The organism is Candidatus Pelagibacter communis (assembly GCF_001180225.1).
Taxonomy (GTDB): Bacteria; Pseudomonadota; Alphaproteobacteria; order Pelagibacterales; family Pelagibacteraceae; genus Pelagibacter; species Pelagibacter ubique_D.
The window spans coordinates 173,377-198,925 of the sequence record NZ_CVST01000034.1 but is presented as its reverse complement, the minus strand read 5'-3'; the positions used below and the strand labels follow the sequence as shown (position 1 = coordinate 198,925).

General features: G+C 29.9%; 23 protein-coding genes and 1 tRNA gene. 17 read left to right on the top strand and 7 right to left on the bottom strand.

The features are described from left to right. The 8 genes from AMN99_RS02690 to AMN99_RS02655 all read left to right on the top strand — a co-directional run. On the top strand, positions 1–244 hold a 244-nt coding region (locus AMN99_RS02690; RefSeq protein WP_179850431.1), incomplete at its 5' end, for an OmpA family protein. A 78-nt stretch (positions 245–322) separates the two neighbouring features. After that, positions 323–1,327: a tol-pal system protein YbgF gene (gene ybgF, locus AMN99_RS02685; RefSeq protein ID WP_075506293.1), complete on the top strand. Its 1,005-nt coding sequence runs from the start codon at positions 323–325 to the stop codon at positions 1,325–1,327. Then, positions 1,287–2,309 carry a tRNA lysidine(34) synthetase TilS gene (gene tilS / locus AMN99_RS02680; protein ID WP_075506292.1) on the top strand — a complete coding sequence of 341 codons (1,023 nt, stop codon included), beginning with the start codon at positions 1,287–1,289 and terminating at the stop codon, positions 2,307–2,309. Before ybgF ends, tilS begins: the two co-directional genes overlap by 41 nt. A gap of 63 nt (positions 2,310–2,372) precedes the next feature. After that, a complete protein-coding gene (ftsH, locus tag AMN99_RS02675; protein WP_075506291.1) occupies positions 2,373–4,280 on the top strand; it encodes an ATP-dependent zinc metalloprotease FtsH in 1,908 nt (635 codons plus the stop codon). A gap of 6 nt (positions 4,281–4,286) precedes the next feature. Next, positions 4,287–5,339, top strand: coding sequence for a dihydropteroate synthase (gene folP, locus AMN99_RS02670; protein WP_075506290.1), 1,053 nt, complete (start codon positions 4,287–4,289; stop codon positions 5,337–5,339). After that, positions 5,339–6,670: a phosphoglucosamine mutase gene (gene glmM, locus AMN99_RS02665; RefSeq protein WP_075506289.1), complete on the top strand. Its 1,332-nt coding sequence runs from the start codon at positions 5,339–5,341 to the stop codon at positions 6,668–6,670. Before folP ends, glmM begins: the two co-directional genes overlap by 1 nt. A 1-nt stretch (position 6,671) precedes the next feature. Beyond that, positions 6,672–7,484, top strand: coding sequence for a bifunctional hydroxymethylpyrimidine kinase/phosphomethylpyrimidine kinase (thiD, locus tag AMN99_RS02660; protein ID WP_075506288.1), 813 nt, complete (start codon positions 6,672–6,674; stop codon positions 7,482–7,484). Next, the gene (locus AMN99_RS02655) at positions 7,484–8,776 is read left to right on the top strand and encodes an adenylosuccinate synthase (RefSeq protein ID WP_075506287.1); all 1,293 of its coding nucleotides are present in this window, start codon (positions 7,484–7,486) and stop codon (positions 8,774–8,776) included. Before thiD ends, AMN99_RS02655 begins: the two co-directional genes overlap by 1 nt. Here AMN99_RS02655 and rpoH read toward each other — a convergent pair. Continuing rightward, positions 8,773–9,654, bottom strand: coding sequence for an RNA polymerase sigma factor RpoH (rpoH, locus tag AMN99_RS02650; RefSeq protein ID WP_082255141.1), 882 nt, complete (start codon positions 9,652–9,654; stop codon positions 8,773–8,775). The genes AMN99_RS02655 and rpoH overlap by 4 nt on opposite strands. 53 nt (positions 9,655–9,707) lie before the next feature. Next, positions 9,708–10,688 (bottom strand): RluA family pseudouridine synthase, encoded by a 981-nt coding sequence (locus tag AMN99_RS02645; RefSeq protein WP_075506285.1) that lies wholly within the window; start codon positions 10,686–10,688, stop codon positions 9,708–9,710. Between the two features lie 23 nt (positions 10,689–10,711). On the opposite strand from AMN99_RS02645, the gene AMN99_RS02640 reads away from it, so the two are divergent. Beyond that, positions 10,712–10,788, top strand: a tRNA-Arg gene (locus tag AMN99_RS02640). Between the two features lies 1 nt (position 10,789). Here the strand turns inward: AMN99_RS02640 and AMN99_RS02635 are convergent. The 3 genes from AMN99_RS02635 to AMN99_RS02625 are packed head-to-tail and all read right to left on the bottom strand — an operon-like array spanning position 10,790 to position 13,238. Continuing rightward, complete coding sequence (locus AMN99_RS02635) at positions 10,790–11,581, bottom strand: ABC transporter permease (RefSeq protein ID WP_075506284.1); 792 nt, start codon at positions 11,579–11,581, stop codon at positions 10,790–10,792. After that, on the bottom strand, positions 11,578–12,306 hold the full coding sequence (locus AMN99_RS02630; RefSeq protein WP_075506283.1) for an ABC transporter ATP-binding protein: 729 nt from the start codon (positions 12,304–12,306) through the stop codon (positions 11,578–11,580). The genes AMN99_RS02635 and AMN99_RS02630 overlap by 4 nt, the downstream gene beginning before the upstream one ends. Further along, positions 12,303–13,238: an L-threonylcarbamoyladenylate synthase gene (locus AMN99_RS02625; protein WP_075506282.1), complete on the bottom strand. Its 936-nt coding sequence runs from the start codon at positions 13,236–13,238 to the stop codon at positions 12,303–12,305. The genes AMN99_RS02630 and AMN99_RS02625 overlap by 4 nt, the downstream gene beginning before the upstream one ends. Before the next feature lie 20 nt (positions 13,239–13,258). On the opposite strand from AMN99_RS02625, the gene AMN99_RS02620 reads away from it, so the two are divergent. From AMN99_RS02620 to dxs, 3 genes are read left to right on the top strand one after another with little or no spacing between them, the layout of a single operon-like run. After that, positions 13,259–13,495, top strand: coding sequence for an exonuclease VII small subunit (locus AMN99_RS02620; RefSeq protein ID WP_075506281.1), 237 nt, complete (start codon positions 13,259–13,261; stop codon positions 13,493–13,495). Continuing rightward, positions 13,492–14,364 (top strand): polyprenyl synthetase family protein, encoded by an 873-nt coding sequence (locus AMN99_RS02615; RefSeq protein ID WP_075506280.1) that lies wholly within the window; start codon positions 13,492–13,494, stop codon positions 14,362–14,364. Before AMN99_RS02620 ends, AMN99_RS02615 begins: the two co-directional genes overlap by 4 nt. Next, entirely contained in the window at positions 14,361–16,277 is a 1,917-nt protein-coding gene (gene dxs / locus AMN99_RS02610; protein WP_075506279.1) for a 1-deoxy-D-xylulose-5-phosphate synthase, read from the top strand. Before AMN99_RS02615 ends, dxs begins: the two co-directional genes overlap by 4 nt. 4 nt (positions 16,278–16,281) lie before the next feature. Here the strand turns inward: dxs and aroC are convergent, their stop codons facing one another. Further along, a complete protein-coding gene (aroC, locus tag AMN99_RS02605) occupies positions 16,282–17,364 on the bottom strand; it encodes a chorismate synthase (protein ID WP_075506278.1) in 1,083 nt (360 codons plus the stop codon). Positions 17,365–17,397: 33 nt separating this feature from the next. On the opposite strand from aroC, the gene pdxH reads away from it, so the two are divergent. After that, the gene (gene pdxH, locus AMN99_RS02600) at positions 17,398–18,024 is read left to right on the top strand and encodes a pyridoxamine 5'-phosphate oxidase (protein ID WP_075506277.1); all 627 of its coding nucleotides are present in this window, start codon (positions 17,398–17,400) and stop codon (positions 18,022–18,024) included. Here pdxH and AMN99_RS02595 read toward each other — a convergent pair. Next, on the bottom strand, positions 18,021–19,034 hold the full coding sequence (locus AMN99_RS02595) for a polyprenyl synthetase family protein (RefSeq protein WP_075506276.1): 1,014 nt from the start codon (positions 19,032–19,034) through the stop codon (positions 18,021–18,023). The genes pdxH and AMN99_RS02595 overlap by 4 nt on opposite strands. 114 nt (positions 19,035–19,148) lie before the next feature. On the opposite strand from AMN99_RS02595, the gene AMN99_RS02590 reads away from it, so the two are divergent. The 4 genes from AMN99_RS02590 to ppdK are packed head-to-tail and all read left to right on the top strand — an operon-like array spanning position 19,149 to position 25,540. Then, positions 19,149–19,952: a S49 family peptidase gene (locus AMN99_RS02590; RefSeq protein WP_075506275.1), complete on the top strand. Its 804-nt coding sequence runs from the start codon at positions 19,149–19,151 to the stop codon at positions 19,950–19,952. Beyond that, positions 19,942–20,814 carry a glycine--tRNA ligase subunit alpha gene (locus tag AMN99_RS02585; RefSeq protein ID WP_075506303.1) on the top strand — a complete coding sequence of 291 codons (873 nt, stop codon included), beginning with the start codon at positions 19,942–19,944 and terminating at the stop codon, positions 20,812–20,814. The genes AMN99_RS02590 and AMN99_RS02585 overlap by 11 nt, the downstream gene beginning before the upstream one ends. Next, the gene (glyS, locus tag AMN99_RS02580; protein ID WP_075506274.1) at positions 20,814–22,880 is read left to right on the top strand and encodes a glycine--tRNA ligase subunit beta; all 2,067 of its coding nucleotides are present in this window, start codon (positions 20,814–20,816) and stop codon (positions 22,878–22,880) included. The genes AMN99_RS02585 and glyS overlap by 1 nt, the downstream gene beginning before the upstream one ends. After that, positions 22,880–25,540, top strand: a complete 2,661-nt coding sequence (gene ppdK, locus AMN99_RS02575) for a pyruvate, phosphate dikinase (protein WP_075506273.1) — start codon at positions 22,880–22,882, stop codon at positions 25,538–25,540. Before glyS ends, ppdK begins: the two co-directional genes overlap by 1 nt. Positions 25,541–25,549 lie beyond the last annotated feature (9 nt).

Sequence of the window (25,549 nt, the reverse complement as noted above, 5' to 3'; positions counted from 1 at the left end):
AAGAGAAAATTCTAACATCACTGTAGTTTTAGAAGGTCATGCAGATGAAAGAGGAACAAGAGAATATAACTTAGCACTTGGAGAAAGAAGAGCTAACGCTGCAAAAGATTATCTAATGACTTATGGTGTTTCATCAGACAGAATTACTGTAATCAGTTATGGTAAAGAAAGACCTGTTGACTCAGGATCAAATCCTTTAGCATGGTCTAAAAACAGAAGATCAGTTACTGTTAAAGCAAACTAAAGAATTTTTAAAAAAGACCCTAAAATTAAAAACTTTTAGGGTCTTTTTTTTGCCTTTTTATAATCATATAAAAATTTAATGAGATCACTTTTTAGATCAACATTATTTAATTTAATAATAATATTAAATTTCTTTTTTTCGGGGATTGCTTACTCAGATAACCATAATATTTATGAAATTTTAGATTTAATTAAAAAAGATTTAAAAACTCTTGAAAGAGCCGTTTACTCAGGATCAATAGAAATAGAAAGTACAACAAATAATCAATCAGTATCAAGTCTTGATAATAATTCTGAGGATGTCTTAACTAGACATTTGTTAAAGTTATCAGAGGTAGAGGAGCAGTTTAGAGAACTTACTAATAAATTTGAGGAAATTAATTTTAAGCTTGATAAACTTTCGAACAGAGTATCCAAGCTACAGTCTGATAATCAGATAAGGTTTCAAGATATAGAAAATGATTTAAGTTCTATTAATGTAATTGATAGCAGTCAACAACTCAGTTCTGCGCCTAAAATTGAGAAGCAAATTCTTCCTGGAAGCTCGCAGCCTCAGGACTTAGGTACAATTTCTTATAAAGATATGGAAACTTCAGAGGAGAATCAACAGATTCAATCGGTTGATACTACAGCTTCTATTGTAGAAGAAACTTTTCAAGCTGAGGATAAAATTTTACCAATAGATTTAACTCCAAAAGAACAATATGAATTTGCAACAAGTTTCTTAAAAGTTGGAGATTACAGTACTGCAGAAAGAGCTTTTAGAGAATTTGTGTTATCAAATCCTGAAGATGAATTAGCAGGTAGTGCTCAATATTGGTATGCAGAAACTTTCAGAATAAGACAACTTTATACTGATGCTGCTTCAGCTTATCTCGAAGGATATCAAAAATATCCAAAAGGAAAGAAAGCTCCAATAAATTTATTAAAACTTGGAGTTTCAATGGTTCAAATTGGTGAAAAAGATCAAGGCTGTAAGATGATTAATGGTGTAGAGTTGCAGTATCCAAACGCAAATCAGTCTGTAATACAAAAAGCAAAATATGAGTCTAAAAAATTTGAATGCGTCAAGCAAGATTCATAAACAACTTCTTAATAAGCTAAGAGATAAAAGAATTTATAAAATCTATAATAAATTTGAAAATAATTTAAATTTAAATAACGATTTTACAGTTGCTGTGTCAGGTGGCCCTGATAGTCTTGCTTTAGCTTTTTTTTCAAAAATTTATTCAATTAAAAAATCTTTAAAAATTAAATACTTTCTAGTTGACCATAAATTGAGAAATAATTCATCTGTAGAAGCTTTATTTGTAAAAAATCTTTTGAAGGATTTTTCTATAGATTTAGATATTTTAAAATGGAATGGGAAAAAACCCAAAAATAATATTCAATCTCTTGCAAGAAAAAAAAGATATAATCTCTTAATTAACCAATCAAAAAAATTTAAAATTAATCATATTTTATTTGGTCATCATGAAGATGATGTTTATGAAAATTTTTTAATTAGGCTTTTAAGAGGTAGTGGTTTAAAGGGTATCGTATCTTTAGACAAAACGACTTTAATTAATAATGCAAATATCTTAAGACCTTTAATAAACGTTGAAAAAAAAGATTTAATCTACATCTCAAAAAAGGTGTTTAATAAATATGTAGAAGACCCTTCAAATGAAGATGAAATTTTTACAAGAGTGAGAGTAAGAAATTTAATTAAAAATCTTGAAAGTGAAGGTTTGGATAAAAGTAAATTCAAATTATCAATTAGTAATTTAAAAAGTGTAGACCAATCAATCCAGTTTTTTTGTGAAAAAAATTTAAAAGAAAATTCGATTATTTCTCAAAATAAAGTTGTATTAAAAGAAGAATTTTTTAATTTTCCTCAAGAAGTTTTGTTCAGGTCATTTTCAAAGATCTTACAGTTAGTTGGGAAAAAGTATTTTCCGCCCAGAGGTAAAAAAATTACCAATATTTTAGAAAATCTACAGAGTAAAATTACTTTTAAGTCTACACTTGGGAATTGTGTAATTAAAAAAATCAAGAAAACTGTAATTGTATATAAAGAGCGTTAATATCACTAAATTTATAGTTATTTTGTCACTTGTTTAATTTGCAATAATTCTTATCTTTACATCATGAATTTTAAAAATCTGGCTATGTGGGGAATAATAGTTTTTTTAACTATTGGTCTTTATAACATGTTTAAAAATCCTCAATCAAATATTAGAGGAGGAAATCAAATAATTTTTTCAGATTTTTTAACTTCAGTTGAAAATGGAGAAGTTTTAAAAGTTGAGATACAGGGAAACAACATCAAGGGTGTTTACTCAAATGGAAATTCATTTTCAACTTATGCTCCAAACGATCCAAATTTAATTGAAAAATTATCAGACAAAGGAGTAAGTATTTCAGCAGCTCCGTTAGAAGAAAAAATGCCATCTTTATTTGGCGTACTACTTTCTTGGTTCCCAATGCTTTTATTAATTGCTGTTTGGATATTTTTTATGCGACAGATGCAAGGTGGAAAAGGTGGAGCAATGGGATTTGGCAAGTCAAAAGCTAAGATGATGAATGAACTTAAAGGCAAAGTAACATTTAATGATGTTGCTGGAGTAGAAGAGGCAAAAGAAGAAGTAGAAGAAATTGTAGAATTTTTAAAAGACCCTAAAAAATTTAGTAGACTTGGTGGAAAGATACCTAGAGGTGCTTTATTGGTTGGACCTCCAGGAACGGGAAAAACTTTGTTAGCAAGAGCTATTGCAGGTGAAGCAGGAGTTCCTTTCTTTACTATCTCTGGTTCAGATTTTGTTGAAATGTTTGTTGGTGTTGGAGCATCAAGAGTAAGAGATATGTTTGAACAAGGTAAAAAAAATTCTCCGTGCATAATATTCATTGATGAAATAGATGCAGTTGGAAGAAGTAGAGGTGCAGGTTTAGGTGGAGGTAATGATGAAAGAGAGCAAACTTTAAACCAATTATTAGTAGAGATGGATGGGTTTGATACTAATGAGGGAGTTATCATAATTGCAGCAACAAATAGACCTGATGTTCTTGATCCAGCACTATTAAGACCTGGAAGATTTGACAGACAAGTAGTTGTTTCGAACCCAGATATTATTGGAAGAGAAAAAATTTTAAAAGTCCATGTGAAAAAAATTAAGATGGCACCCGATGTAAATTTAAGAACTATTGCAAGAGGGACCCCCGGTTTCTCAGGAGCAGATTTAGCTAACTTAGTCAATGAAGCTGCTTTATTAGCAGCTAGAAAAAATAAAAGAATTGTAACTTTATTAGAATTTGAAGAGGCAAAAGATAAAGTATTAATGGGTGCTGAAAGAAGATCAATGGTAATGACTGAGGATGAAAAAAAACTTACCGCATATCACGAAGGTGGCCATGCTTTAGTCTCGTTTAATATGCCTAGTTATGATCCAATTCACAAAGCCACTATCATTCCAAGAGGAAGAGCTTTGGGAATGGTTATGAATTTACCAGAAAGAGATAAACATGGATATTCAATCAAATATTTAAAAGCTAGACTAGCAGTTTGTTTTGGAGGAAGAGTTGCAGAAGAATTAATTTTTGGAAAAGATAACATTTCTACAGGAGCAGGTGGAGGAAGTGGTTCAGATATTAATCAAGCTACTCAACTTGCAAGAGCGATGGTAACTAAATATGGTATGAGTGAGGAAATGGGTCCAGTTGAGTATGGAGAAAATCAAGAGGAAGTTTTCTTAGGTAGATCTGTTACTCAAACACAATCAGTTTCTGAAGAAGTTGCTCAAAAAATTGATAAGGAAATTAGGAAACTAGTCGACGAAGGATATAATCAAGCAAAGAAAATTTTGACTGAGAAAATTGACGATCTACATAAAATTGCTAAAGCATTAATTACTTACGAAACCTTAACAGGTGAAGAGATTGAGAACATAATTAACAAAAACTTATATCCAAGAGATAAAATTTTAGAAAATCAAGACTCAAAAGATGATCATGACTCGGCTTTAGGAGCCATGGGTCTAAAACCAAAAATTGTTCATTAATTTATAATGCAAAGATATTACACAAGAGCGTGTAATTTCTATTATGGTAATCAATCAAAAATTTTAGTAAGTAAAAAAAAAGCCATACCATTACATCAAATTAAGGAAATATCGTTTGATCATATTGAAATAATAACTAGAAAATCAAAGAAAAAAATTTCAATTAATCAAATAAAATATTTACCAAATGATTTAAAGAAAAAAGTTAATTTAGATTTAAAAAAAATTAAAACTAAAAAAAAAAATTTTTCTAACTTAGAATTTAAAAAAGTTCCAAATATACTAGGTGTCTTAAATCTTACCCCAGATAGTTTTTCTGATGGAGGAAAATTTAATACAAAACAAAGAGGAATAAGTCATGCTTTTAAACTATATAACGATGGCGCTGATTTAATCGATGTTGGAGGAGAGTCAACAAGACCAGGTTCAAAGACAGTAAATAAAGAAGATGAATGGAAAAGAATTAATGAAATCTTAAAATCTATTGTAAAAAAAATTCCGATTTCTTTGGATACTAGAAAATCTGATATAATGAAAAATGGAATTAAATTAGGTGTAAAACTAATTAATGATGTTTCAGGCTTAAGTTTTGATTCAGAAACAATAAACGTATTAAAAAAAAATAAAGTTCCTTTTGTCATTCAGCACACGCTTGGAACACCAGAAAATATGCAAAAAAATCCAAAATATAATAATGAATTACTAGATATTTATGATTTTTTTGAGGAGAAAATAAAACTTCTAAGGTCTAAAGGTATTAAACATAACAATATAATTTTAGACCCTGGAATCGGGTTTGGAAAAAAACTGAAACATAATATGAATTTAATCAGAAGTGTTTCTATTTTTCATTCATTAGGATTTCCTATACTTGTAGGAAATTCTAGAAAAAGATTTATTAGAGATATTTCCAAAAAAAATGATAGCTTTACTAGAATTGGAGGAACAATATCGTCATCATTATATTTGATGACACAAGGAGTTCAGATTTTAAGAATTCATGATGTTAATGAAGTTATGCAAGCAATTAAAGTTTTTAAAGAGATAACAAATAAATAATGGCAAAAAAATATTTTGGAACAGATGGAATAAGAGGAGCTATTAATAGTAAAAATATTAATGGAGATATGTTTTTTAAGTTTGGACTAGCTAGTGGTACATATTTTAAATCCCAAAAGAAAAAAAAACAAACAGCAATAATAGCAAAAGATACAAGATTGTCAGGATATACACTTGAACCTGCGCTTGTTTCTGGTTTGGCTTCTGCTGGCATGCATGTTTACACATTGGGTCCTTTACCAACCAATGGATTAGCTATGCTTACAAAAGAAATGAAGGCTAATATGGGTATTATGATTACAGCTTCTCATAATCCTCATTACGACAATGGATTAAAATTATTTGGTCCTGATGGAATGAAATTATCAGATAAAATAGAAAAAAAAATAGAAGCTCTCATAGATAAAAAAATATCAAATAACCTTTCCAGTCCTGAAAAGTTAGGAAGAGTTAAAAGATTAGAAACAGGAACTAAACAATATATTAAAATATTGAAAAAAAATTTCACAAAAGAGTTCAATTTAAGAGGATTAAGAATTGTTATAGATTGTGCCAATGGTGCTGGTTATAAAGCAGGGCCTGAGTTATTAAAATCATTAGGCGCTAAAGTTATAGCAATAGGTGTAAACCCAAATGGTTTAAACATTAATAAAGATTGTGGCTCAACTTTTCCAAGAAAAATTAGAACAGCTGTAAAAAAATATAAAGCTCATATTGGCATTTCTTTAGATGGAGATGCTGATAGAATTATAATGTGCGATGAAAAAGGGAACATTGTAGATGGTGATCAAATAATAGCTGCTTTAGCTGCAAGATGGAAAAATAAAAAAATGCTAAAAGGTGGTGTTGTTGGAACTCTAATGTCGAATTATGGATTGGAAAAATATTTAAAATCTAAAAGAATAAAATTTTTAAGAGCTAATGTAGGCGATAGATATGTTAAAGAAAAAATGCAAAAATATAAATTTAATTTAGGTGGTGAACAATCAGGACATATTATTTTAGGTAAATTTGCAACGACTGGAGACGGGTTGCTTGTAGCTTTAGAAGTTCTTTTTGCTCTGAGAAAAGGTAAAAAAACGAGTGAATTTTTTCAGAGTTTTAAAAAAACTCCTCAATTATTAGAAAATATAATTGTTAAAGATAAAAATATTATTAATAAACCTGAAATAAAAAAAGTTATAAAACTCGCAGAAAAATTAATTCATGGTAAGGGAAGAGTTTTAGTTAGAAAATCAGGAACAGAATCTAAAATTAGAGTGATGGCAGAAAGTAATAATAAAATACTTTTATCCAGATGTGTAAACATGATATCCAAAAAAATAAAATAAATTGAAACCAAATTCGAAAATTTTAATTATTGCGGGTTCAGATTCATCTGGTGGGGCCGGTATACAAGCTGATATTAAAACTGTTACAGCTCTAGGTTCTTATGCGATGACAGCTATAACTGCAGTTACAATTCAAAATACTACAGGTGTGAAATCAATAGTAGGCATCAATCCAAAAGAAATTTTCAATCAAATAGTTTTTACTTCCAAAGATATTAAGCCTGATGCAATCAAAATAGGAATGTTACACTCATCTAATGTTATCAAGATGGTAATTAAAGCTTTAAATTTAATTAAAGTTAAAAGTATTATTTTAGACCCTGTCATGGTTGCAAAAGGTGGTGCCAAATTAATAGATAATAAAGCAATTAAGTTATTAAAATCGGAATTAATAAAAAAAGTTTCACTAGTTACTCCTAATATTCCTGAAGCTGAAATTTTGACTGAAACAAAAATCATATCTGTTGAAGATATGATTTACGCTGCAAATAAGCTTATGGAATTTGGAGCTAAAAATGTTCTTATTAAAGGTGGACATTCAAAAAATAAAATAGTTAAGGATGTTTTTGTTAATAAAAAAGATATTAAGATTTTTAATAGTAACCGTTTTAAAACAAATAATACTCATGGTACAGGTTGTACTTTATCAAGTGCAGTCACTACATTTGTATCGTGTGGAAAACCAGCAAAGAAATCTTGTGAGCTTGGAATTAAGTATGTAAGTTCAGCTATTAAAACAAACCCAAATTATGGAAGAGGTCATGGTCCGATTAACCATCTCACTTCTATAAAAGTAAATAAAAAATTTAATTAATGAAAAACATAGTTATTGTTGGATCTCAATGGGGTGATGAAGGAAAAGGTAAGATTGTTGATTGGTTATCTGAACAGGCAGATGTAGTTATTAGATTTCAAGGTGGTCATAATGCGGGCCACACTCTTGTTATTGATGGCGTTACTTATAAGCTAAGATTACTTCCATCTGGCATTGTTAGAAAGGGTAAAATATCAATAATTGGTAATGGCGTTGTTGTAGATCCTTGGGCCTTATTGGAAGAAATTGAAGAGATTAAATCTAAAGGTGTAGAAGTAGATGTAGATAACTTCATAATATCAGAATCTGCAAATCTGATTTTGCCATTCCATAGAGAAATGGATGAAATTAGAGAAGATACGGCAGGAAAAAGTAAAATAGGAACTACCAGAAGAGGAATTGGTCCTGCTTATGAGGATAAAGTAGGGAGAAGATCAATAAGGGTTATGGATTTAAGATCAGAAAAAAATTTAGATCAAAGATTAGATTCTGTATTGATGCATCATAATGCAATCAGAAAAGGACTTGGAAAAAAAATTTTTGAAAAAGATCAACTTAAATCTGATTTACTCAAAATTGCTCCTAAAATATTAAAATTTTCACAGCCTGTATGGCTTAAAATTGATCAATTTAAAAAGCAAAAAAAGAAAATTTTATTTGAAGGTGCCCAAGGTGTTTTACTTGATGTCGATCATGGAACTTATCCTTTTGTAACTTCATCTAATACAGTTGCTTCGAGCGCAGCTACTGGAACAGGCTGTGGTCCTAATTCAATAAACTATGTTTTAGGAATTACAAAAGCTTATACAACAAGAGTAGGGGAAGGGCCTTTTCCAACAGAACTAACCGATGAAGTAGGTGAACTTTTGGGCACACGTGGAAAAGAATTTGGAACTGTTACAAGTAGAAAAAGGAGATGTGGGTGGTTTGATGGTGTTCTAGTAAGACAAACAATTAAAGTTTCAGGTATAGATGGTATAGCTTTAACAAAATTGGACGTTCTTGATGAATTAGATGAAATTAAAATGTGCATTGCTTATGAACTAGATGGAGAAAAATTAGATTATTTGCCTGCTGCTGTAGAGGATCAAATTAAAATAAAACCAATTTACAAATCTTTTCCAGGCTGGAAAGTATCTACTAGTGGAATTAAAAATATAGACTCATTACCCGATAATGCAAAAAAATATATTTTTGCAGTAGAAAATTTTATAGGTGCAAAAATATCAAGCGTCTCTACTAGTCCTGAAAGAGATGATACTATTTTAATTGAAAATCCTTTTGAAGCTTAATTTGCAGGTAATAAATTTTTAGATTTAGCAAGAAGTAGCATTTGTTTTTGAAGTTTTTCAAATGCTTTATTTTCTATTTGTCTAACTCTTTCTCTACTAATTTTATGTTTTTTACTTAAATCCTCCAGGGTAGTTGGATCATCATTAAGTCTTCTTGAATACAATATCTCTCTTTCTCTATCATTAAGCACTGTAATAGAATCTTTTAATAAGTCTTTTCTTTGCTCCATTTCCTCATGTTGAGCAAATTTTAAATCATGATCAAGCTCTTTATCTACTAACCAGTCTTGCCATTCATCACCATCCTCTCCAACTTGAGCATTCAATGAAAACTCTTTTCCAGAAAGTCTTCTGTTCATTGAAACAACTTCTTCTTTACTCACATCAAGTTTGTTGGCAATATGGTTTACGTGTTCGTCCCTTAAATCACCTTCAGTTTCAGGGGATATTTGATTTTTAATTTTTTTTAAATTAAAAAATAATTTTTTTTGAGCAGTTGTTGTTCCAATTTTTACAAGACTCCAAGATCTTAAAATATATTCTTGGATGGATGCTTTAATCCACCACATAGCATAAGTTGCTAATCTAAAACCTTTTTCAGGTTCAAATTTTTTAACAGCCTGCATCAAACCAACATTTCCTTCTGAAATCATTTCATTAATTGGCAGACCATAGCCTTTGTATCCCATAGCAATTTTTGCAACTAATCTTAAGTGACTAGTTACTAATTTTTCAGCAGCTTTAATATTTCCAGTTGTTTTCCAATTTTTGGCTAACATATATTCTTCTTCTGCGGCCAACATTGGGAATTTTTTAATCTGTTCTAAATATGCAGAAAGACCACCCTCATTGGATAGTGTAGGAAGATTGTTGCTCATAGTTGTGTTCATAGCAGAGTTTATTTAGTTAATTATACTTAATTTTCAATAATTTATTCTTCAGTGTTTCTAAGCATTTTTAAAATATTATTTAGTTCTTGAGGCAAAATTGAGGTAAAAATCAGCTCTTTCTGAGTTCTAGGATGAACAAAGCCTAAAGTCTTTGCGTGTAGAAATTGTCTGTCTAAATTTGTAATTGAATTTTGAATGTCAAAATCAACGTTTTTTAATTTTTTATATTTTTTTTTATATTTGTCATCACCAACTAAACTATTTCCTTTATAGTTCATGTGCACTCTGATTTGATGAGTTCTGCCAGTTTCTAATTTGCATTCGACTAAACTTAATGTAGGTATTTTTTTATTTTCGAAAATTTCAACTGTTTTATAGTTTGTTACAGCTTTCTTACCCTTTGAGCTGCTCACTTCCATAAGTTGTCTGTTTTTTGAACTACGAGTAATAAATGTTTCTATTCTACCAAAAGATGGTCTTAGCTTTCCCCATATTAAAAGTTGGTATTCTCTAATAATTGTGTGCTTACTGAATTGTTTTGATAAATTTTCATGGGTCTCATTATTTTTTGCCACAACAACTAAACCTGAAGTATTTTTATCAATTCTATGGACAATTCCAGGTCTTAATTCATTCCCAATAGTTGATAAAGACTCTTTATCGTAATGCATCAATGCATTTACAATTGTTTTGTCATAATTGCCTGCTCCAGGATGCATTATAATTCCTGAAGGTTTATCGATGACTAATAAATCAGAATCTTCATAAACAATATTTAATTTAAAATCATAAGGCTTTAGAGATGCAATCTCTGGTTCTGGAATCGTAAGATTTACAACATCACCAATCGAAACTTTTTTAGATGGACTTTTAATTATTTCATTATTTAGTTTTAATTTTTCTTTTAAAATTAAATTTTTAACTCTGGTTCTACTAATAATTTCGTCTCTTTTGTTAATTAATACATCTACTCTTAAATTCTTTTCTTCTTCTTCAACTATAAAATTAATGCTTTTTTCCATAAAATATAATATTAATACTAAATGCGCTTGTAGCTCAACTGGATAGAGCGCCAGATTTCGGCTCTGGAGGTTCAGGGTTCGACTCCTTGCAGGCGCACCATTTACTCTCCAATATTAATTAATGTCCCTTTTTCTCTAGCTTTATCAAACGAAAAATAAAAAGTTGCTATAGCAACTGTGAAATAAAATGCATTTAATGAAAGTGCGACACGAATATTTTCATAGCTAACAATTCCATTGACCAAGATATTTCTGGTTTCTTCAAATATATAAACTAATGGCAATGCGAAAGCTACTGATTGAAATATTTCAGGTAAAATTTCAACTGGATAATAGATACAGCCAAAAGGTGCCAATAAAAACATTGTAGACCATGCAATATTCTCAAAAGATGGCCCAAATCTTAGCAACCCAGCTGATACAAAAAGCCCCAAAGTAATTCCAAAAATGTACAAACTTAAAAAAAGAAAAGCTAATGGCAATCCTAAGTTTAATATAGATATGCCAAACAATGGTGAGGTTAAAAGTATCGCTGGAATTAATCCGATTAAAGCTCTTATTAAAGCGGTGATTACAAGTGCAGTAATTATTTCACTAATTTTCATTGGAGCAATAAACAAATTAGTAAAATTCCTACTCCAAATTTCCTCTAAAAATAACATATTAAAACCAATGCTTGTTCTAAAAAGAAAATCATAAAGAATTGCACAAGACAATATAACTCCAACAGCTCCACTATAGTATGAACTGTGTTCTGCAAAAAAATTCGAAATAAAACCCCAAAGAGTTATCTGGATGGAGGGCCAATATATTAAATCAAGTATTCTTGGGAACGATCTAGTAATTAAATAAAAATGCCTTAAAAATAATCCATATATTCTTATAATATTCATTTATCTTTCCTAACAATTTCTAAAAAAACTTCTTCCAGGTTTTTTTGTCCATATTTTTTTATCAAATCTTCTGGAGTGCCACTGTCTACGATAGTACCATCTTTCATCATCATAACAGAATTACATAATCTTTTTACTTCATCCATGTTATGAGAAGCCAGCAAAACAGATATTTTTTTTTCTTCTTTATACTTTTCTAAAAAGGTTCTAATAAAATCTGCTGTTTCGGGGTCTAGAGCAGCAGTTGGCTCATCTAACAAGAGCACTGTAGGATCATTAATTAATGCTTTCGCAAGACTGACCCTATTTTTTTGTCCTGATGACAGCTCTCCTGTAATTTTATCTAAAAGATCTCCCAATCTTAATTTTTCTGAGAGAGAATTAATTCTCTCATTCAAATTTTGAATATTATATAGTTTTCCATATACAATTAAATTTTGGTTTACTGTTAATTTTTTAGGCAATTCAATATAGGGAGAAATAAAATTCATTTTGTGTAGAATTGAAATTTTATTATTTTCAATATTTTTACCGTTAATTAAGACTTGGCCACTTGTTGGTTTTAATAATCCTAGTATCATTCCGATTGTTGTTGTTTTTCCACAACCATTTGGACCTAACAGTCCTACTATTTCATTTTCATTAATTTTAAAATTTATATTATTAACTGCATTTTTAGTCTTATATGATTTTGATAGATTTATGACTTCTATTGAGTTTTTCATTTGAAGTTTGATGCTCTCTTGAGTCTGTCATTTATTGTTTTTCCAATTCCTTCATTTGGTATTTTTTCTACAGCTATTGATTTATATTTATCTTTTTTTATTTTCCTCAAAACACTATACAGGTTTCTGGCAGCTTCATTTAAGTTTCTTGTTTTGCTTAAATAATAAATATCTTTAGATATATTTTCTCTTTTTTTTAAGAGTACAAAAGCTTCATTTTTTTTGTTTTTTTTTGCATTCATTCTTAAAGGTAATCCTGGAGAATAGTGTAAAGGAAAAAGACCAGGAGAAATTTTATCTTTTGAATTTATATTAATTATTATTTTTTGATTCAAAGTTTTTTTAATCTTTGAAACGTTCAATCCTCCATATCTTAGTAATCTAGGTTTGTTAGTTATATTTAAAATTGTAGACTCGACACCAATTCTACAAACACCGCCATCCAAAATAAATTTTATTTTGTTGCCAAATTCATCTTTGACATCTGCAGCTTTTACAGCACTTAATCTTGAAGAAATATTAGCACTTGGTGCTGCAACTGGATATTTTAAATTTTTGAGTAATTTTCTAAATAGAGGATGTTTTGGAAATCGTATAGCAACTGTTTTTTTATCATTAGTTACAAACTTTGATATTCTAGAATTTTTTTTAAGCTTCAATATATATGTTATTGGTCCTGGAGAAAATTTTTTATAAAGTTTTATAAAATTATCATTTATCTCACAGTCTTCTGAAATTTTTTTTAAATTATAGTAGTGAACAATTAGTGGATTGTTAGCAGGTCTTCTTTTTAGGTTAAAAATTTTTTTAACAGCGGTGTCCGAGTACGCGTTACCCGCGAGACCGTAAACAGTTTCTGTTGGAACAGCTACACAATGACTTTTATCTAAGTAATTTTTCGCTTTTTTGATGTTTGATTGAATATTTTTCATGTAATAGTAATGATTAATATATGAAAGATAAAAATTTACCACTCGATTATGATAATAGAACGCTTGAAGAGTTAACAGATGAAGCAAATCAAATGATAAAGTCTTTAGAAGAAAAAGATGACCTAGACAATTCTGTAGAAAGCTATCAAGAGTTACTAAAATTAAATAATTTAATCGAAAAAAAATTTCAAAAAAATTTTAGATCTATTAGTGAAAATACGAATAAAAAAATTAAGGATATCATTAAGAGAAAGTGAAAAATCAACTTAATAAAATTGCAAAAGATACCAATTTATTCTTGAAAAAATACATTCAGGAACAAGAAAATTCCAAATTAGTTTATGCAATGAAGTATGGATTATTTCCCGGAGGAAAAAAAATTAGATCTAAAATATTAATTGATATTGGATCGTTATTCTCAATTAACTATCATACATTAATTGCTGTAGGTGCTGCTGTTGAATGTATTCATGCTTATTCTCTTATTCATGATGATTTACCATGCATGGATAATGATAATATGAGAAGAGGTAAACCATCAGCTCATATTAAATTTGGTGAGTCGACAGCTGTCCTCGCTGGAAATTCATTATTAACAATGGCTTTTGAAATTTTAACTAGTTCTAAGTTAAAGTTGAGCAACAAAATTAAAGTTAAATTAGTAGATAAACTTTCTATGTGCTCAGGACATTTGGGTATAGCAGGAGGTCAATATTTAGATTTAGATTTTGAAAAAAAGAAAGTTTCAAAAAAACAAATTATAGATATGGAAATTAAAAAAACAGGAAAACTTTTTAGTTTTTGTTGCGCAGTACCAGCAATCATTAAGGAGAAAAGTTTGAAGGAAATAAAATTTTTTGAGAAGCTTGGTTCTGATATTGGTCTTCTTTTTCAAATAGCAGATGATTTAATAGATTTTAAAGGTAATTCTAAAATTGCTGGGAAAAGAACAAAAAAAGATCAAAAAAAAGGCAAAGCTACACTTATAAGTTTGCTAGGTTATGATGGATCAATCAAATATTGTGGCAAGATTATATCAGATATTAATAGAAATTTAAAAATTTATGGTTCAAAATCAAAAAAATTAAACGATACATTAGAATTTATATTGAATAGAAATAAATGAAAAATAATTACAAGTTTTTAGATAACATTAGCTTTCCATCAGATTTAAGAAAAGTCTCTGAAAATGATTTACAACAAGTAGCTGATGAAGTTAGAGAAGAGATGATAAGTGCAGTATCTAAAACTGGTGGACATTTAGGTGCAGGTCTAGGCGTTGTTGAGCTGACTGTTGCTCTGCACTATGTTTTTGACACACCTAATGATAGATTAATTTGGGATGTAGGACACCAAGCATATCCACATAAAATTTTAACGGGAAGAAAACAAAAAATTACAACCTTAAGACAAGGCAACGGTTTATCAGGTTTTACTAAAAGATCTGAGAGTGAGTATGACCCATTTGGTGCAGCTCATAGTTCCACATCTATATCATCTGCACTTGGCATTGCTGAAGCAAATAAATTAGAAAATAAATCTTCAAATGTAATAGCTGTTATTGGAGATGGCGCAATTAGTGCTGGTATGGCATATGAAGCTATGAATAACGCTGGCGCATCAAAAACTAAAATGATCGTTATATTAAATGATAATGATATGTCTATAGCAAAACCAGTAGGTGCAATGAGAACTTATTTAGCAAAGTTATTTACTGGAAAAATCTATTTTAGCTTAAGAGAAACTTTAAAATTAATCACCTCAGCTTTTTCAAAAAGATTTAGTGCTAAAGCTGGTAAGGCAGAAGATTTTTTTCGTTCTGCTGTCACCGGTGGAACACTATTTAGCTCACTTGGTTTTTATTATGCAGGACCAATAGATGGACATGATCTTTCCACACTTGTCCCTATTTTAAGAAATGCTAGAGACTCAAAGCATGAGGGTCCAATTATGATACATATTAAAACTCAAAAAGGAAAAGGATATTCTTATGCTGAGAAAGCTAGCGATCACTATCATGGAGTATCAAAATTTAATGTTGAAACTGGAGAGCAACAAAAAAGTGGTTCTAATTTACCTGCATATACAAAAGTTTTTGCAAATACACTTGTTAAGCATGCAAAAAAAGACAGTAAGATTGTTGGAATAACTGCAGCAATGCCAGGTGGAACAGGTATGGATATTTTTGGTAAGGAATTTCCAAAAAGAATGTTTGACGTTGGTATAGCTGAACAGCATGCAGTTACTTTTGCTGCAGGTCTTGCAACAGAAGGGTATAAACCCTATGCCGCTATCTATTCTACCTTTCTTCAAAGAGCTTATGATCAAGTAGTGCATGATGTAGCAATACAGTGTCTACCTGTAAGATTTGCAATTGATAGAGCTGGATTAGTTGGCGCAGATGGATCAACGCACGCAGGGTCTTTTGATATCACTTATTTGTCAACTTTACCAAATTTTATCGTGATGGCAGCTAGTGATGAAGCTGAGTTAGTAAAAATGATTAATACTTCGGTTGATATTAATGATAAACCCTGTGCAATAAGATATCCAAGAGGAACAGGTGTTGGAGTTGAACTTCCTTCAATAGAGGAAAAAATAGAGATAGGTAAAGGAAAAATTATTCACAAAGGAACTCAGGTTTGTTTGTTGAGTTTAGGAACTAGACTTGAGGAATGTAAAGTAGCTGCAGAAGAATTGAAAGCAAAGGGTATTTCAACAACAATTATAGATGCCAGATTTGCAAAACCTTTAGATGAAGATTTAATTTTAAAATCTGCAAGAGAACATGAATTAATGATTACAATTGAAGAAGGCTCTATAGGAGGATTTGGTTCCCATGTTAAAAATTTATTAGCTGAAAAAGGGATATTTGATAAAGGGTTAAAATTTAGATCCATGACTCTTCCAGATGAATTCATAGAGCAAGATAATCCAAAAAATATGTATGATATTGCTGGACTTAATAGTCCACAAATTACAAAAAAAGTTTTAGAAGTTTTATTTAATAAGGATTCAATTAGAGTAGTAAAAAACTAATTATTTATCCGCACTGAGCCTGATTCATTAGGTAGTGGTCTAATAAAACACAATTCATCATAGCTTCTCCAACTGGAACAGCTCTTATTCCTACGCAAGGGTCATGTCTCCCTTTAACTGATATTGTGGTATTTTTTCCGAATTTATTAATAGTTTTTCTTGTAGTTAAAATTGAAGATGTAGGCTTAACTGCAAATGATGCTATTATTTCTTGCCCAGAAGAAATTCCGCCTAAGATCCCGCCTGCATTATTAGAGTTAAATTTTAATTTATTATTTTTTAATGATATTTCGTCAGAGTTTTGCTCGCCACTTAGTTGTGCAGAATTCATTCCAGCACCAACATTTACTCCTTTAACTGCATTAATACTCATAAACGCTGATGCGATATCAGAATCTAATTTTGAATAAATAGGCGCACCAAGACCTTCAGGAATACCTCTTGCTCTAACCTCTATTACAGCACCACATGATGACCCTGATTTTCTTACACCAAGTAAATATTTTTCCCATAATTTAATCATGGACTTATCTGGACAAAAGAATGGATTTTTTGAAATAATTTTATCATTCCATTGTGACGTATCACATCCTAAGATTCCTAATTGAGTTACAGCACCTATAACTTTAAATTTTTTTCCTAATTTTTTTTGGAGTACTAGTTTAGCTATAGCACCAGCCGCAACTCTTGATGCCGTCTCTCTAGCTGAAGATCTTCCTCCACCTCTGTAATCTCTAATTCCGTACTTTTTGAAATAGGTAAAGTCCGCATGACCTGGTCTGAATTTATCTTTTATATTTCCATAATCTTTAGATTTCATGTCTTTATTATAGATAATTAAAGAAATTGGTGTGCCAGTAGTTTTTCCTTCAAATACACCTGAAAGTATTTGGACTTTATCATCTTCCTTTCTTTGTGTGGTAAATTTTGATTGTCCAGGTTTTCTTTTATCTAATTCTAATTGAATATCTTTTTCATCTAGATGTATGTTTGGAGGACAACCGTCAACTATGCAGCCAATAGCAGGACCGTGAGATTCACCCCAAGTTGTGAAACGAAATAGCTTTCCAAAAGTGTTAAATGACATTATTTATATTATATAGATTATTTTGTTTAAATTATGAATGAAAAAAACCAACTTGGTATCAACAGCTGCTTTTTAAATTTAGATGACCCAATTAAGCTGTTTGAAATATGGATGGAAAAAGCCAAACAGACTGAACTAAATGATCCAAATGCGGTTGCGTTAGCAACTTCAACTAAAAATAATGTTCCATCCGTCAGAATGGTGCTCCTTAAGGGTTTTAGTAAAGATGGATTTGTTTTCTACACTAATTTAAATAGTCGAAAAGGTAATGAACTAAAGGAAAATCCTAACGCTTCAATGTGTTTTCATTGGAAAAGTCTTTTAAGACAAGTCAGAATTACTGGAACTGTATCATTAGTTTCTGATGATGTTGCAGATGAATATTATTCCTCGAGAGCATATGAAAGTAGAATTGGTGCATGGGCATCAAATCAGAGCCAAGAATTAAAAAACAGAGATGAATTAATAAATTCAATTAAGGTATATAAAAATAAATATTCTGATAAAACAAAAGTTCCTAGACCAAAACACTGGTCTGGATGGAATTTAAATCCACAAAATATAGAGTTTTGGTTAGATGGAGAAAATAGAATTCATGAAAGATTGCTATATACAAAAAGCCAGAATGGATTATGGAATAAGTCTTTATTAAGTCCTTAAAAATTTCTTGCTAAACTAAAAGATGTAAGTTTTTTAAGAATTTCTTTTTCTTTAGTATCCTTGAACACGCTTAAAGAATTTGATGCTAAATTAATATAGTGCTGAGCTTTTTGGTAGCATTCATTTATAATCTTATATTTATTAATTAAAGATATAATATTATTAAAATCTTCTTTTGTTCTCTCTTTTTTGTTAAATACTTCCTTAAGCTTATTTTTTTCATTGTTTTCTAATTTTTGGTAAAGCAAGATTATTGGTAAAGTCACCTTTCCTTCAAAAAAATCTTTTCCTATTTTTTTTCCAAATAACTTTAATTCAGAATTATAATCTAACGTGTCATCTGCAATTTGAAAAGTTAACCCTAAGTTCCTTCCATAAAATTCTAGTGCATCTTTTTCTTTATTTTCTACATCAGCTAAAATTGCACCTACTTTTGTTGAAGCAGCAAATAGTTCTGCAGTTTTGGCAGAGATAATTTTTAGATATGTTTCTTCAAGCATATCAACTTCATTATTATGTTGTAGTTGTAATACTTCTCCCTGGGCAATTTTAGATGAAGTTGATGATAATAATTTTAATACCTCTAAGTTTCCATCTTCCACCATCATCTCAAAACATCTGCTTAAGAGATAATCTCCAATTAAAACCGAGGAATGATTATTCCAAATTTTATTTAAAGTTTCTTTACCTCTTCTAATCTCACCTTCATCGATAACATCATCATGCATCAAAGTTGCACTGTGAATAAGTTCTACACAAGCTGCTAAATTTACGTCTCTTGAACCTTTTGAGTAACCACATAACTTAGCACTTCCCAATGTTAATAAAGCCCTAAGTCTTTTGCCACCAGTTTCTATATGATAATTAGTCATTTTTTGAACTAATTGAACATCACTAGTTAATTTGGATTTTATTCTTTCTTCAGTCAAAGCTAGTTTTTCTTCAACAGAGTCCCTCAATTGGAAATATGAATTATTTATCTGGTTTTTAAGTTGTACTACAGTTCCCATATTAATTTTAAATTAATATAAATAAGCTATATTTATTACTTATCATTTGACGCACCTATTTCTTCAATTATAAGTAGTCTTTATAATCAACTAAATATTCTGTAAGAGATAAATATGTTCTCCTTTTTAAAAAAGAAAAAAATTGTTTCACATATTAAATTAAATGGCGTCATTGGTAATGCTGGTAAGTTTAAGCAAGGTATTGATTTTGCAGGACAGGAAGAAATTATTAAAAAAGCTTTTTCACTGAAAAAAGCTGCTGCAGTAGCAATATCAATCAATTCTCCAGGAGGCTCACCTGTACAGTCACATTTAATTTATAGTTTTATTCGTCAGCAAGCTAAAAAAAGTAATAAGAAAGTTATTTTTTTTGCAGAGGATGTTGCTGCTTCTGGGGGATATCTCATCTCATGTGCTGGAGATGAAATTTATGCAAATTCAAGTTCAATTATTGGGTCTATTGGGGTTATATATTCATCATTTGGTTTTACTGAATTAATCAAGAAAATAGGTGTTGAGAGAAGAGTTCACACAGCTGGAAAGAATAAGAGCACACTTGATCCTTTTATGGAAGAAAAGGAAGAAGATATTCAAAGACTTAAAAATATCCAATTAGATTTACATCAAGATTTCATAAATGTTGTTGAAAAAAGTCGTGGAGCAAAATTAAATAAAACAGAAGTAGAATTATTTTCTGGTGAATTTTGGTCAGGTTCAAGAGCTAAAAAATTAGGATTAATAGATGACATAGGAGATGCACATGAAATCTTAAAAGAAAAGTTTGGTGAAGATGTTGTAATTAAAAAATTTGAAAAAACAAAAGGGTGGTTAAGTCAAAAACTTTCATCTTCAAATCATATTGACCAATTTGCAAATATTTTGGATGAAAGATCAATCTGGCAAAGATATGGTTTCTAAATCAAAAGAGAAAATTCTTACTTTTCAAGATACAATTTTAAATCTTCAAAAGTTTTGGAGCAAAAAGGGATGTTTAGTTCTCCAACCTTATGACATGGAAGTAGGAGCAGGCACATTTCATCCAGCAACTACATTGAGGTCATTAGGGGCTAAACCTTGGAAGACAGCATATGTGCAGCCATCAAGAAGACCCACAGATGGAAGGTATGGAGACAATCCAAATAGACTTCAACATTATTATCAATTTCAAGTTCTTATAAAACCTTCGCCTGAAAATATTAAAAAACTTTACCTCAATAGTTTATCATCTATAGGAATTGATCATTCAGATCATGACATTAGATTTGTAGAAGACGACTGGGAAAGTCCAACATTGGGAGCTGCTGGTCTTGGTTGGGAGGTATGGTGTGATGGCATGGAAATTACTCAATTTACTTATTTTCAACAGATGGCAGGATTTGAATGCAAACCAGTTTCTGTAGAAATTACATATGGATTAGAAAGAATATGTATGTTTATTCAGCAGCAAAAAAATGTCTACGATCTGTTATGGAATGATGATGGTGTAAAATATAAAGAAGTATTTCATCAAGCTGAGAGAGAATTTTCGGCATATAATTTTGAACATGCGAATGTAGAATCACTTTTTAAAATGTTTGATATGCACGAGTTGGAAGCAAAGTCATTAGTTGAAAAAAAAATTTCTTTACCTGCTTATGATCAATGTTTAAAGGCAAGTCATGTATTTAATATATTAGATGCACGTGGAGCAATTAGCGTTGCTCAAAGAGCAGGATATATTGCAAGAATAAGAGATATTACAAAAGCAGCTGCTAGTATTTGGTTAGATAGTCAAAAATAATGTCTGAATTTTTTTTAGAATTGTTTAGTGAGGAAATACCTTCAAATTTACAAAAGAATTTAAGAGAAAATCTACTAAAAAGTTTTAATGAATTTTTTTTAGAAAAATCTATTAAATTTAAAAAAAGTTCATCTTACTCGACACCCAATAGGTTATTAATTTTGTTTGAGGGAGTTGAAAAGAAGATAGTTTTAAAATCTGAGGAAATAAAAGGTCCGAATACAAAGTCTCCAGATGCTGCGTTGGAGGGATTTGCTAGATCAAATGGCGTTTCAAAAAAAGAGTTGTTTGTAAAAAAAACAGATAAAGGTGAGTTCTATTTTTATAAAACTAGATCAAAAAAATTAGATACTCATACATTATTAGAAGGAGCCATACCTCAAATACTGAATAAAATTCAATGGAAAAAGTCAATGAAATGGTCAAATTATGAACTATTATGGGGTAGGCCATTAAAATCTATTTTATCCATCTTTGATAAAAAAAAACTAAATTTTAAATTTCATCATTTAATTTCATCTAACTCGACATTTATAGATAAAGAATTTGAAGAAAAGAAAAAACTATTTTCAGACTTTAAAACATATAAAAATTTTTTTAAAAAAATGGATATACTTATCGATCACGTTGAGAGAAAAGATTTAATAGAAAAAAAATTCGATATTATTTTAAAAAAAAGAAATATAAATATTGATAGCAATCCTAAGCTTCTTCAAGAAGTAGTCGATTTAACTGACCAACCTAACGTAATTGTTTGTGAATTTGATAAAAAATTTTTAAATATACCTAAAGAGATTTTAATACTAACCATGCAATATCACCAAAAGTATTTTCCTACTTTTGATAAAAAAGGAAATATTACAAATCAATTTTTGGTAGTAGCAAACAATAAAGATAAAAAAGGATTAATTAAACTAGGAAATGAAAGAGTAGTTGAAGCAAGATTAAGTGATGCAGAATTTTTCTGGCAGAAAGATAAAGCTCAAAACATGGTCAAAAAAATTTCTGATTTAAAATTAATGAATTACTTCAAAGGTCTTGGAAATTATTTTGATAAAGCTCAAAGAATGAGAAAGCTTGGTGCTAATATTTCTGATGAGTTATTAATTAGCAAAGAAAAAGTGGAATTATCAGCATCTATAAGTAAAGTAGACTTGTTATCCGAATTGGTTGGTGAATTTCCAGAACTTCAAGGAATTATGGGAGGTTATTTTGCAAATGAGCAAGGTTTTGATAAAGAAATATCACTTGCTGTTAGTGAGCAATATTTACCCGTTGGATCTGGAACAAAAATTCCAAAAAAACCTTATAGCATTGCTTTATCCTTAGCTGACAAGATTGATACTTTAGTTGGATTTTTTGGTGTAAACCAAAAACCAACAAGTTCCAAGGATCCTTTTGCTTTAAGAAGATTAGCATTAGGGGTTGTTAGAATTCTGATTGAAAATAAAAAAGATTTTAAAATTAGAGATTTAATAAATTATTCTTCAAGTTTGTATCAGGATCAAGGATTTGAATTTGAGAATAAATCTTTACAAAAAGAATTACTAGATTTTTTATTAGAGAGATTGAAATATTATATGAAGGAAGAAAATATCCGAAACGATATAATACAAGCTTCAATAAGTTCTTATAACTTAGATCAATCTGTAATTATTTTTAATAAAGCAAAAAATTTAAATAAAGTAATAAATAAACAAAACGGAATAGATATTATTGCAAGTTATAAAAGAGCATCAAATATTCTAGAAAGTGAGTTAAAAAAAGATAAAATCGAATTATCTAATACAACTGACCCTGGTATTTTTAAAACTGAGCTTGAAAAGAATTTATTTAAAAAAATTAATGAATTGAGGAAATATTTTTCTAGTATTAATAATGATGAAAATTTTGTTCAAACATTGGACAATTTAGCAAATATTAAAAGAGAGGTATTTGATTTTTTTGATAATGTAATTGTGAATGAGGATGATCTGGTAATTAAAAAAAATAGGCTAGAACTAATTCAAATGATGTGTAAAACATTCGACAATTATGTTAACTTTTCTTTAATCGAGTCTAGCTAATGACGAAACTCATATTAAACTTCAATTCGAAACAATCTAAAAGTATTAAAAATCCAAAAAATTTTTTGGGTGGAAAAGGTGCTAACCTTTCTGAAATGGGCAGAATGGGTTTGCCGGTTCCACCTGGTTTTACAATATCTACTAAAGTTTGTGAGATTTTTTATAAAGATAAGAAAAAATTGAATAAAAATTTAATTTCTCAAATTAAAAAAGAATTACAAATTATAGAAAAAGATGTTTCTAAAAAATTTGGAGATTTAAAAAATCCTTTGTTATTATCTGTTAGATCGGGCGCTAGAGTATCTATGCCAGGAATGATGGATACAATTCTTAATTTAGGTTTAAATGATAAAACAGTAAATGCGTTAGCTTTGAAAACTTCCAATGGGCGATTTGCTAAAGACAGTTACAGAAGATTTATTCAAATGTATGGAAACGTTGTGATGGGTGTGGAGAGCTATCATTTTGAAGAATTAATTGAAAATTATAAATTAACAAAAGGTGTTTTGTTAGACACAGACTTAGATGAAAATGATTGGGATGGTTTAATTGAAGATTTTAAAAGAACAGTAAAAGAAAAAACAAAAAAAGAATTTCCTCAAGATGTATTTCAACAATTATTTGGTGCAATTAGTGCTGTATTTTTATCATGGGAAAGCAATAGAGCAAAAGTCTATAGAAAATTAAATCAAATACCAGCAGAATGGGGAACAGCAGTCAACGTTCAATCAATGGTTTTTGGAAATATGGGTGATGATTGTGCTACTGGAGTTGTATTTACAAGAAATCCATCAGATGGATCAAATGAAATATATGGTGAGTACTTAATTAATGCACAAGGCGAGGACGTTGTTGCTGGTACAAGAACACCTCAATATATAACTAAGAAGGCAAGAAAAAATGCTAAAGTTGAAGAACCTTCAATGGAGGAGTCTTTGCCAAAAGTTTTCAAAGAATTAAAAAAAATTTTAAAAAAATTGGAAAAACATTACAAAGATATGCAAGATGTAGAATTTACGGTTGAGAATAATAAACTGTGGATGCTTCAAACTAGATCAGGAAAAAGAACTGCAAAATCTGCGGTAAAGATTGCAGTTGATATGGTTAAGGAAAAATTAATATCAAAAAAAGAAGCAGTATTAAGAATTGATCCAAATTCTTTAGATGCACTTTTGCATCCTACACTTGATGAAAAGAGTACAATCAATGTAATAGCAAATGGTTTACCTGCTTCACCAGGTGCAGCAAGTGGGAAAGTGGTATTTACTTCAGAGGAAGCTGAAAGATTAACTTCGATGATGCAAGACACTATTTTGGTAAGAGTAGAAACCTCGCCTGAAGATATACAAGGAATGCATGCTGCAAAAGGAATTTTGACAGCTAGAGGAGGAATGACGAGTCATGCTGCAGTAGTTGCAAGGGGCATGGGAAGACCATGCGTATCTGGTTCAAGTGAGATTGATATAAATTATGAGATGAAGACATTTAAAACATCTTCAATGGAAATTAAAGAAGGCGATATCATTACTATAGATGGATCAACTGGTAGAATTATATCAGGAAGTGTGGCAACAGTTAAACCAGAGATATCTGGAGATTTTTCCAAGATAATGACTTGGGCAGATAGTTTTAGAAAATTAAATATCAGAACAAATTCTGAAACACCTAAGGATACTAAAACAGCAAAAGATTTTGGAGCTGAAGGAATTGGTCTTTGCAGAACAGAACATATGTTTTTTGATGAAGAAAGAATTTTATCAGTAAGGGAAATGATTTTATCAAAGACTAAAGAAGATAGATTAATTGCATTAAAAAAACTTTTACCTCATCAAAAAAAGGATTTTATAGAAATATTTAAAATTATGAGTGGATTGCCAGTTACAGTAAGATTGTTAGATCCACCTCTTCATGAGTTTTTGCCTCGAACAGATAAAGAGATTAATGAAGTTGCAAATATTGTTAATCTTCCAGTAAAAGAAGTAGAATCTAGAATTGATGAATTGCATGAACAAAATCCCATGTTGGGTCATAGGGGATGTAGACTTGGAATATCTTTTCCTGAAATATATGAAATGCAATGTAGAGCAATATTTGAAGCTCTAGCAGAGCTCAAAAAAGAAAAAATTAAATCTGCTTTTCCAGAAATTATGATCCCATTAGTATCTACTGAAGCAGAAATAAAAATTATGAAAGATTTAGTAATTAGGATTGCAAGTGAAGTTCAAAAAGAGCATAAATTAAAAATTGAGTTTATGGTAGGTACGATGATTGAGCTTCCTAGAGCAGCTATAAAAGCTAAAGATATTGCAAAACATGCTGAATTTTTTAGTTTTGGAACTAATGATTTAACTCAAACTACATTTGGAATAAGTAGAGATGATAGTGGAAAATTTTTAAATGATTATATAGATAATAAAATTTTTTCAATTGATCCGTTTATTTCGATCGATGATGGAGTTGGAGATTTAATCAAAATAGCTGTTGAAAAAGGAAAAAGTCAAAATAAAAATATTAAACTTGGAATTTGTGGAGAACACGGCGGTGATCCTAACAGTATTTTATTTTGCTCAAAAGCTGGATTAAATTACGTTTCTTGTTCTCCGTATAGAGTTCCTGTAGCAAGATTGGCTGCTGCACAAGCCGAATTAAAAAATAAATAGAGAGAATTT

Excerpts from the sequence above, each read along its gene's own strand:
- dxs (WP_075506279.1), top strand. The coding sequence starts at position 14,361 with ATGAAAAATAATTACAAGTTTTTAGATAACATTAGCTTTCCATCAGAT.
- ybgF (WP_075506293.1), top strand. The coding sequence starts at position 323 with ATGAGATCACTTTTTAGATCAACATTATTTAATTTAATAATAATATTA.
- tilS (WP_075506292.1), top strand. The coding sequence starts at position 1,287 with ATGAGTCTAAAAAATTTGAATGCGTCAAGCAAGATTCATAAACAACTT.
- rpoH (WP_082255141.1), bottom strand. The coding sequence starts at position 9,654 with ATGAGCAACAATCTTCCTACACTATCCAATGAGGGTGGTCTTTCTGCA.
- ftsH (WP_075506291.1), top strand. The coding sequence starts at position 2,373 with ATGAATTTTAAAAATCTGGCTATGTGGGGAATAATAGTTTTTTTAACT.
- AMN99_RS02655 (WP_075506287.1), top strand. The coding sequence starts at position 7,484 with ATGAAAAACATAGTTATTGTTGGATCTCAATGGGGTGATGAAGGAAAA.
- AMN99_RS02625 (WP_075506282.1), bottom strand. The coding sequence starts at position 13,238 with ATGAAAAATATTCAATCAAACATCAAAAAAGCGAAAAATTACTTAGAT.
- AMN99_RS02595 (WP_075506276.1), bottom strand. The coding sequence starts at position 19,034 with ATGGGAACTGTAGTACAACTTAAAAACCAGATAAATAATTCATATTTC.
- ppdK (WP_075506273.1), top strand. The coding sequence starts at position 22,880 with ATGACGAAACTCATATTAAACTTCAATTCGAAACAATCTAAAAGTATT.
- AMN99_RS02590 (WP_075506275.1), top strand. The coding sequence starts at position 19,149 with ATGTTCTCCTTTTTAAAAAAGAAAAAAATTGTTTCACATATTAAATTA.
- AMN99_RS02635 (WP_075506284.1), bottom strand. The coding sequence starts at position 11,581 with ATGAATATTATAAGAATATATGGATTATTTTTAAGGCATTTTTATTTA.
- AMN99_RS02620 (WP_075506281.1), top strand. The coding sequence starts at position 13,259 with ATGAAAGATAAAAATTTACCACTCGATTATGATAATAGAACGCTTGAA.
- pdxH (WP_075506277.1), top strand. The coding sequence starts at position 17,398 with ATGAATGAAAAAAACCAACTTGGTATCAACAGCTGCTTTTTAAATTTA.
- folP (WP_075506290.1), top strand. The coding sequence starts at position 4,287 with ATGCAAAGATATTACACAAGAGCGTGTAATTTCTATTATGGTAATCAA.
- AMN99_RS02585 (WP_075506303.1), top strand. The coding sequence starts at position 19,942 with ATGGTTTCTAAATCAAAAGAGAAAATTCTTACTTTTCAAGATACAATT.
- glmM (WP_075506289.1), top strand. The coding sequence starts at position 5,339 with ATGGCAAAAAAATATTTTGGAACAGATGGAATAAGAGGAGCTATTAAT.
- aroC (WP_075506278.1), bottom strand. The coding sequence starts at position 17,364 with ATGTCATTTAACACTTTTGGAAAGCTATTTCGTTTCACAACTTGGGGT.
- AMN99_RS02630 (WP_075506283.1), bottom strand. The coding sequence starts at position 12,306 with ATGAAAAACTCAATAGAAGTCATAAATCTATCAAAATCATATAAGACT.
- AMN99_RS02645 (WP_075506285.1), bottom strand. The coding sequence starts at position 10,688 with ATGGAAAAAAGCATTAATTTTATAGTTGAAGAAGAAGAAAAGAATTTA.
- glyS (WP_075506274.1), top strand. The coding sequence starts at position 20,814 with ATGTCTGAATTTTTTTTAGAATTGTTTAGTGAGGAAATACCTTCAAAT.